Genomic DNA, 7,647 nt, shown 5'->3' on the forward strand with positions numbered 1-7,647 from the left:
CCGTCCTGGCCTCTGCGGTGGTGTTCCTCGGTGGCCTCGCGCTCACCGTCGTGGTGGAGCGTCGTGCGAGCAGTCCCCTCCTGCAGCTGAGTCTGTTCACCCACCGCAACTTCTCGGCGGCGATAGTCTCGGACTTCTTCCTGGCCGTGTTCTACGCGTCAGCCCTGCTCGTCCTGCCGCTCTACCTCACCCGCAGTGAGGATTTCAGCCTGCGCACCTCGGGACTGTTGCTGCTCCTGGTCAGTGCGACCATGGCGTTGACCTCGCCGCAGGTCGGCAAACTCGTCGACCGAGCAGGACCGCACCGCCCGCTGATCGGCGGGTTCGGCTTCTTCGTCGCCGCGGGTGTCGCGATCGCCGTCGGCGCATTCGGGGGATGGCTCGCCGCGGTGTTGGTCGGTCTGGTGTTGTTCGGACTGGCATGGGGACTGACCCTCGGCCCGGCCACGGTCGCCGCGCTGTCGTCGGTCGAGAAGTCACAGGCCGGTTTCGCCGTCGGCGCGTCCTGGACGTTCCACAATTTTGGTGGGGCCCTGGGTGCCGCGGTTGCGGCCGGGGTCTACGGCAGTCCGACCGTCGCCGCCGCCGGCGATGCGGTGGGGCGGGTCGCGGTGGTGATAACGGGCACGAGTGTGGTCGCGCTCATCGCGGTGTCGCTGCTGAACCGCCGACGCTGACACGCACCGACGAGAACGCCGGGTTCGCCTCGTTCGAGGTGAGCCCGGCGTTGTCGTCGGATCAGACCGGCTGTGCGGCGACCAGACCCCACTCGCGCGCGAGGAGTTCGTGCGAACGCATCCGCGCCTCGAAATCATGTGTGACGCTGGTGATCACGAGCTCGTCGGCGCCCGTCACCCGCGCGAGGGTCTCCAGCCTGTCGGCCACCGACGACGGCGCACCCACGAACTGGGTACGGATCCGGTCGTCGACCACGGCCCGTTCGGCGTCGGTCAGTGCCGGGGTGGACGCGGGGTCCGGGTACGGCGGGGCACCCTCACCCGAGCGGATCCCACAGACCCAGTGTCCGAATGTCGAGGCCAACTCCTGCGCGGTGGCGTCGTCGTCGGCCGCGACCACATCCGCCGAGACCACCACGTAGGGCTCACTCAGATCACGGGACGGTACGAACGCGTCGCGATAGGCCTCGACGGCCTCGAGGGTGGTCGCAGGACTCACGTGGTAGTTCGCGACGAACGGCAGGCCTCGAGCACCGGCGACCTGCGCGGACTGGCCCTTGCTGCTGCCGAAGATCCAGACCTCGACGTCGGCGTGCTCGCCCGGAACCGCCGAGAGCGGGACCCCGTCGGCACTGTAGGTCCCGTCGAGCAACGCGAGGATGTCGTCGACCGCCTCGGTGAAGTCCGGCGGTTGCGCCCCCTCGATCTGCAGCGCGGTCGAGCTCGCGGCGAGCTTCGGTGAGCCGAGCAGTCCCTCGAGCGAGAACGGTTTCGGGATCAGCAGCCCGTCGACCTCGTGCTCGGGGGTGGGGTCCGGTCGGGGCGGCTTCGGACCCGACGACGTCACCTCCTTGCGTTTCTGTGCCGACCGGCCCAGACCCAGATCGAGACGACCCTGGTACAGGGCGTCGATGGTCCCGAAGGCCTCGACCACCGAGACCGGGGTGTGGTGGCCCAGCTGCACCGCGGCCGAACCGACTCGGATCGACGACGTGGCCGCGGCGACCAGACCGATGAGAGTGACCGTCGACGAGCTCGCGACCGCGGCGAAGTGGTGCTCGGCCAGCCAGAAGCGCCGGTAGCCGAGCGCTTCGCTGCGCTGGGCCAGCTCGACCGATCGGCGCAGTGCGGTTGCCGCGTCGGACCCGGCGGTGACGGGCGACAGATCGAGTACGGAGAGCGGTATCGGACTCATTGACGGAACTCCTCAGGCTGTGAACGGCTCGGATCGGTGTCGACACGGAATGCCTGCGCGGCGAACCACACAGGCGACGCATCCGGGTTGAGCGCAGCCGCAGCCGACATCAGATCAGCGGGCCGCAAGGCGGAGAACCACAAGGGAGTGTTCACTGTTCCAGTGAGCATCGCGACGAGCGAAAAATCGATAGTTGCGTTCACGCTGATTCTCACCACCGGACCCCGATGGCAAGACATTCGCTCAGCCTGAGCGAAAGGCACTGGTGCACAGCATGAATGCAGTCTAGTTACTATCACCGCATGACGGCCACAGTGCGCGCCTACCTCGTGGTGGCGACCCAGCGCAGCGGGAGCACGCTGCTCGTGGAATCCCTGCGCGCAACCGGGGTCGCCGGCGAGCCTCAGGAGTTCTTCCAGTATCTGCCGCACTCCGGCCTGGCCCCGCAGCCACGGGAGTGGTTCGCCGATGTGACCGACGAGTCCATCCTCTCCCTGCTCGACCCGCTCGATCCGGGTACGCCCCAGACCGAGACCGCCGGCGAGTGGGCCGAGCGCATCCGACGCGAGGGATCCACACCGAACGGCGTCTGGGGCGGCAAGCTGATGTGGAACCAGACCCCGCTGCTGCTGGCGAACGCGGCCGGTCTGCACAACCGATCCGGTGACGACCTGCGCAGCGCCATCGACGACCTGCTCGGCCCCGACGTCGTCTACGTGCACGTCTACCGCACCGACATCGCTGCGCAGGCCGTGTCGATGTGGCGCGCGGTGCAGACCCGGGTGTGGCGCGGCGCCGCGCCCGCCGACATCGACGAACGCGCGCAGTACCACGCGGGTGGCATCGCCCACCTGCATGCGATTCTCTCCGAACAGGAGCGCAGCTGGCGCGCCTGGTTCGACAGCGCCGGTGTCGAACCCATCGAGATCGACTACCGGCACCTCGCCGAGGACACCACCGGCGAGGTCGGACGCGTGCTCAGCGCACTGGGACTCGACCCCGCACTGGCCCCTCCGCCGGTGCTGACCCGGCAGGGCAACGCACGCTCGATCGACTGGATCGACCGATACCGCCGCGACGCGGCACGAGAAGGAGTGACGGTATGACGATCGACAGCGCGGTGGGCGACACCACCCATGTCGACGAACTGCGGGCGCTGGAGGCCGAATCGGTCCACATCATCCGCGAGGTCGTCGCCGAACTGGAGCGGCCGGTCCTGCTGTTCTCCGCGGGCAAGGACTCGATAGTCCTGCTCCGCCTCGCCGAGAAGGCTTTTCGGCCGTCCCCACTCCCCTTTCCGGTACTGCACGTCGACACCGGCCACAATTTTCCGGAGGTCATCGACTTCCGTGATCGACGGCTGGCCGAGGCCGGACACACCCTCGTGGTCGCCTCGGTGCAGGAGTCCATCGACTCCGGTCGCGCACAAGAGATCGGCGGGCCCAACGCATCCCGCAATCGCCTGCAGACGCGGACACTGCTCGACGCGCTCGAGGCCGGCCGCTACGACGCCGCGTTCGGCGGCGCGCGGCGCGACGAGGAACGGGCCCGCGCGAAGGAACGCGTCCTGAGTTTCCGCGACGAATTCGGTCAGTGGGATCCGCGCGCCCAACGCCCGGAGCCGTGGTCGCTGTACAACGGCCGTATCCGACGCGGCGAGCAGGTGCGGGTCTTCCCGCTGAGCAACTGGACCGAGCTCGACATCTGGCGCTACATCGAGCAGGAGCGCCTGGAACTGCCGTCGATCTACTTCGCTCACGAGCGTGAGGTGTTCGAGCGCGACGGGATCCTGCTGGCGACATCGGAGTTCACCAGCCCCGCAGACTCGGAGAGCGCCGCGACCGAATGGGTGCGGTATCGGACCGTGGGCGATCTGACGATCACCGGGGCCGTTCGGTCGCACGCCACCGACATCGCCGGGGTGATCGGCGAGATCTCCGCGGCGACGGTGTCCGAACGAGGCGAGACGCGAGCCGATGACCGGACCTCGGTGGCCGCGATGGAAGACCGCAAGCGCGAGGGATACTTCTGATGAGCACTTCCACGACCCCGACGCGACAGCTCCTGCGACTCGCCACCGCCGGCTCGGTGGACGACGGCAAGTCGACGCTGATCGGGCGGTTGATGTACGACACCGACAGCCTGCCGCTCGACCACCTCGAGGCGGTGATCAAAGACGGCGTCCCCGACCTCGCGGCGCTGTCCGACGGTCTGCGCGCCGAGCAGGAGCAGGGCATCACCATCGATGTCGCCTACCGCTTCTTCTCCACCGAGCACCGCAACTACATCCTCGCCGACACCCCCGGACACGAGCGCTACACCCGCAACATGTTCACCGGTGCGTCGACCGCGCACGTCGCGATCCTGCTGGTCGACGCGAGCGCCGGCGTGCTGCGCCAGACCCGCCGACATGCCCGCATCGCGACCCTGCTCAACGTCCGCCACCTCGTCGCTGCCGTCAACAAGATCGACCTGATCGATTTCGACGAGGCGCGTTTCTCCGAGCTGGAGACCGAGCTGCGCGCGCTGGCCGACCGTCTCGGCGCCGACGAACTGACCGTGATCCCGTTGGCGGCCAAGGCCGGCGACAACGTCGTGCACCGCTCGGCGAACACCCCGTGGTACACCGGCCCCACCCTGCTCGAGCACCTCGAGTCGATCGAGCTGGCCGCCCCGAACCCGGTGGCGACCGAGCTGCGGTTGCCGGTGCAGTGGGTGTCGCGGCCGGTGGCCGAGGAGCGTCGCCGCTACACCGGGCGGTTGTCGGCGGGCACGCTGCGCGTCGGCGACCCGGTGATCGCCCTGCCCTCGGGCTCACGCAGCACGGTCACCGCACTCGACACCCTCGACGACGGGCGCGATGTCGCGGTGGCCCCGCTGTCGGTGGCGGTGTCGCTCGCCGACGACATCGACGTGGGCCGCGGCGATGTGCTCGTCAGTGGCGCCGACGACGCGCACGCGCCGGTGCTGGCGCGCGAACTCGAGGCCACCGTCTGCTGGTTCGGCGACACCCCTCTGCGTGCCGGTGACCGGCTCGCCCTCAAGCACACCGCGACGACGGTGCGTGCGACCGTGCAGGCGCTGTCGTCGCGGCTGGATCCGGAGACCCTCGACGAGCAGGACTCACCGGTCGAGCTGTCGCTCAACGACATCGGCGTGGTGACGCTGCGCACGAGTTCGGTGGTCGTCGCCGATCCATATGCCGGCAACCGCGACGCGGGCGCGTTCATCCTCATCGACGAGACGTCCAACGACACCGTCGGCGCCGGGACGATCACCACGGCACGAGAGGTCAAGCCGGGTGCCCAGACCCGCAACGACGTGAAATGGCACCCGTCGGCGCTCAACCGGGCGCACCGCTGGTCGAAGATCGGCCAGTCCGGTGCCACCGTCTGGCTCACCGGACTCCCCGCATCGGGCAAGTCCACCGTGGCGGTCGCCCTCGAGCGCGCCCTCGTCGAGTCGGGCCGCACCGCCTATCTTCTCGACGGCGACAACGTGCGTCACGGGTTGTCCGACGACCTGGGCTTCACCCCGGGTGATCGCGCAGAGAACATCCGGCGCGTCGGGCACCTCACCCGTCTGCTCGCCGATGCAGGCGTGGTGGCGATCGCCTCGTTGGTGTCGCCGTTGGAATCCGATCGCGAGATCGCACGGGCACTCAACGACGCCGCGGGGTTGCCGTTCATCGAGGTCGCCGTGACCACACCACTGGCCGAATGCGAGCGACGCGACCCGAAGGGCCTCTACGCCCGCGCCCGCGCCGGCGAACTGAAGGGACTCACCGGGATCGACGCGCCGTACGAGTCGCCGCGCAACCCGGACCTCGCGATCGACACGACCGGCGCCGACATCGACGATCTCGTCCGACAGGTGCTCGCGGTGCTCGACGCCCACGGGACCGACGGGGGCCGCTGAGTCCGCTCAGCGGCCGGTGAAGTCGGCGTCGCGGCGCTCGATGAACGACTGCACACCCTCGGCGCCGTCCGCGGTGCCGAACAGGCGGGCGACCTCGGGCTGAAGCTGCGCGATCGCCGCGTCGTCACCCTCGCGCCGTGCCCGGTGGGCACCGGTCAGCACCGCTCCGACACCGAGGGGCGCGGCCTTGTCGGCAATGGTGTGGGCGATCTCGCGGGCGCGGTCGATCGGGTTCTCCGACAGCTCCTGAGCGAGTCCGATCCGATGGGCTTCGGTGCCGTCGAACTCGTCGCCGGTGAGCATCCACCGCATCGCGTTGCCCCACCCGGTCTCGCGCGGGAACCGCAGGGTGGCACCGCCGAACGGGTAGATCCCGCGCCGGACCTCGAGCTGACTGAAGCGCGCATCCGGCGTCACGACGCGGATGTCCGCGGCGAGCAGGAGTTCGATCCCGAGTGTCAGCACCCGTCCCTGGGCCGCCGCGACGATGGGTGTGGTCCAGTCTCCGTCCAGACGCCACGGATCGCGGCCGTCCGACGGGTAGGTGGCCGCACCGGAGGAGATCGCCGGACCGACATCGACCAGGTCGAGGCCCGCGGTGAAGTGGGCGCCATGCGCGAACAGCACTCCGCATCGCAGGTCGGGGTCGGATTCGAGAAGGGCGTAGGCGCGGGAGAGTTCGGCGAGCATCGCGAGGTCGAACGCGTTGCGCTTCTCGGGTCGGTTCAACCCGATGAGCAGGACGTGACCATCGCGTTCGGTCGTGATCGTGTCGTCGGACGAGGTGTCGATCATGGGATTCCTGTCGCTTCGGTATTTGTTATGGCATCATGCATAGAACCACAGTATCCACCACGACGGACGGCCGACGATGCCCGGAGAAACGACCACTGAGAGCCGTGCGCACACCGCGGCGACGCTCGGTGACCCACTGACACTGCGATGCGGTCAGGTGTTGCCCAACCGGGTGATGAAGGCGGCGCTCAGCGAGGGCTTGGCCACATCGGAACACGGCCCCGACATCCGACTGGAGCGGCTGTACTCGCAGTGGGGAGCAGGCGGTTACGGGCTGGTCATCACCGGCAACGTGATGGTGGATCGGTTACACCTGGGCGAGCCCGGCAACGTCGTCATCGAGGATGACCGTCACCTCGACGGTCTGACCCGGTGGGCCAAGACCACCCAGGACGGCGGATCCCCGATCTGGATGCAGCTCAATCACCCCGGTCGACAGGCCAATCCGCTGGCGACCCGGTCCCGGCCGGTGGCGCCGTCGGCGATCGCGGTGAACATCCCCGGCATCCCCGCGCCGCGCGCGCTCACCGACGCCGAGATCCGCGACATCATCGACAGGTTCGCCGAGGCCGCGGCGGTCGCCGAGAACGCCGGCTTCAACGGGGTGCAGGTCCACGGCGCCCACGGATACCTTGTCTCGCAGTTCCTGTCTCCGTTGGCCAATCAGCGCACCGACCGGTGGGGTGGTAGCGCCGACGCACGAATGCGGTTCGTCCTCGAGGTCGTCCGAGCCATCCGTGCGACGGTGTCCCCCGGGTTCGCGGTGGGGATCAAGCTCAACTCCGCCGACTTCCAGAAGGGCGGGTTCGACGAGGTCGAATCACGCTCGGTCATCGAGCATCTGGTGGGTGAGAAGGTCGACCTCATCGAGATCAGCGGCGGCAGTTACGAATCCCCGGCCATGATGGGACGCAGCGGCGCGGTGACCTCCGAGAGCACCCGTCGACGCGAGGCGTACTTCCTCTCTTACGCCCACACCGTGCGCAGCGCCGCCGCCGACGTCCCTCTCGCGGTGACCGGCGGTTTCCGCACCGTCACCGCGATGAGTGCGGCCGTGGGTTC

Annotated in this window: 8 protein-coding genes; 5 read left to right on the forward strand and 3 right to left on the reverse strand. The window is 68.9% G+C overall.

All coding sequences use genetic code 11. The features are described 5' to 3' along the window. Positions 1-677, forward strand: a 677-nt coding sequence (locus JHC79_RS10560) for an MFS transporter (RefSeq protein ID WP_296390411.1), incomplete at its 5' end; no start/stop codon positions are given. A 61-nt stretch (positions 678-738) separates the two neighbouring features. On the opposite strand, the gene JHC79_RS10565 is transcribed toward JHC79_RS10560, so the two are convergent. Both JHC79_RS10565 and JHC79_RS10570 read right to left on the reverse strand, forming a co-directional pair. Beyond that, positions 739-1,872 carry an LLM class flavin-dependent oxidoreductase gene (locus tag JHC79_RS10565; RefSeq protein ID WP_296390413.1) on the reverse strand — a complete coding sequence of 378 codons (1,134 nt, stop codon included), beginning with the start codon at positions 1,870-1,872 and terminating at the stop codon, positions 739-741. After that, on the reverse strand, positions 1,869-2,087 hold the full coding sequence (locus tag JHC79_RS10570; protein ID WP_296390415.1) for a hypothetical protein: 219 nt from the start codon (positions 2,085-2,087) through the stop codon (positions 1,869-1,871). Before JHC79_RS10570 ends, JHC79_RS10565 begins: the two co-directional genes overlap by 4 nt. An 87-nt stretch (positions 2,088-2,174) precedes the next feature. Here JHC79_RS10570 and JHC79_RS10575 point away from each other — a divergent pair, with 87 nt between their 5' ends. The 3 genes from JHC79_RS10575 to cysC are packed head-to-tail and all read left to right on the forward strand — an operon-like array spanning position 2,175 to position 5,790. After that, positions 2,175-2,978, forward strand: a complete 804-nt coding sequence (locus JHC79_RS10575) for a Stf0 family sulfotransferase (protein WP_296390417.1) — start codon at positions 2,175-2,177, stop codon at positions 2,976-2,978. Continuing rightward, complete coding sequence (gene cysD, locus JHC79_RS10580) at positions 2,975-3,904, forward strand: sulfate adenylyltransferase subunit CysD (protein ID WP_296390418.1); 930 nt, start codon at positions 2,975-2,977, stop codon at positions 3,902-3,904. Before JHC79_RS10575 ends, cysD begins: the two co-directional genes overlap by 4 nt. Further along, positions 3,904-5,790, forward strand: a complete 1,887-nt coding sequence (cysC, locus tag JHC79_RS10585) for an adenylyl-sulfate kinase (RefSeq protein WP_296390420.1) — start codon at positions 3,904-3,906, stop codon at positions 5,788-5,790. Before cysD ends, cysC begins: the two co-directional genes overlap by 1 nt. Positions 5,791-5,796: 6 nt before the next feature. Here cysC and JHC79_RS10590 read toward each other — a convergent pair whose 3' ends face one another. Beyond that, positions 5,797-6,585: a crotonase/enoyl-CoA hydratase family protein gene (locus JHC79_RS10590; RefSeq protein ID WP_296390422.1), complete on the reverse strand. Its 789-nt coding sequence runs from the start codon at positions 6,583-6,585 to the stop codon at positions 5,797-5,799. Between the two features lie 76 nt (positions 6,586-6,661). Between JHC79_RS10590 and JHC79_RS10595 the strand changes: the two genes are divergently transcribed. After that, the coding region (locus JHC79_RS10595) for an NADH:flavin oxidoreductase/NADH oxidase family protein (protein WP_296390423.1) at positions 6,662-7,647 on the forward strand (986 nt) is incomplete at its 3' end.

Source organism: Williamsia sp., from assembly GCF_016462415.1.
Taxonomy (GTDB): Bacteria; Actinomycetota; Actinomycetes; order Mycobacteriales; family Mycobacteriaceae; genus Williamsia_A.